This window comes from Ideonella sp. P3_A4 (assembly GCF_056403075.1).
Genome location: NZ_JBFUGE010001261.1, coordinates 1 through 751, shown reverse-complemented (window position 1 = coordinate 751; position 751 = coordinate 1). Strand labels below are relative to the sequence as shown.

The 751-nt window shown below is 62.8% G+C and carries 1 protein-coding gene; it reads left to right on the top strand.

What is annotated here, in order from left to right; all coding sequences use genetic code 11:
* A partial coding sequence (locus AC1DYI_RS37440; protein ID WP_477209115.1) for a TRAP transporter substrate-binding protein occupies positions 1-751 on the top strand: 751 nt, incomplete at both ends.

Genomic DNA, 751 nt, shown 5'->3' with positions numbered 1-751 from the left:
GTTCGTGGCGCCGGCTTGGCTGGCGTGCTGGCTGCGGGGGCTGCACCGGCCATCGTGCACGCCCAAGCCAACGTGCGCTGGCGCCTCGCGTCCAGCTTCCCGAAATCGTTGGACACCATCTTCGGCGCGGCCGATGTCTTCGCGAAGAAAGTGAAGGAACTGTCCGGCGGCAAGTTCGAAATCTCGATCCACGCCGGTGGCGAAATCATGCCGCCGCTGCAGGTGGTGGATGGTGTGCAAAGCGGCTCGGTCGAGATGGCCCACACCGCGCCGTATTACTTCTTCGGCAAGGACGAAACCTTTGCCCTCGGCTGCGCGATTCCGTTCGGCCTGAACAGCCGCCAGATGACTGCCTGGATGGTCGAAGGCAACGGCCTGAAGCTGATGCGCGAGTTCTACAAGAACTACAACATCATCAACTTCATGGGTGGCAACACAGGCGCCCAGATGGGCGGCTGGTACCGCAAGGAAGTCAAGTCGCTCGAGGACATGAAGGGCCTGAAGTTCCGCATCGGCGGCTTCGGCGGCAAGGTGATCGAGCGCATCGGCGGCGTGCCGCAAAACATCCCGGGCGGCGAGATCTACTCGGCGCTGGAAAAGGGCACGATCGACGCCGCCGAGTGGGTCGGCCCGTACGACGACCAGAAGCTGGGCTTCAACAAGGTCGCCGGCTTCTACAACTACCCCGGTTGGTGGGAAGGCGGCCCGCAGCTCGACTTCTTCGTCAACACCAAAGCCTACGACGCACTGT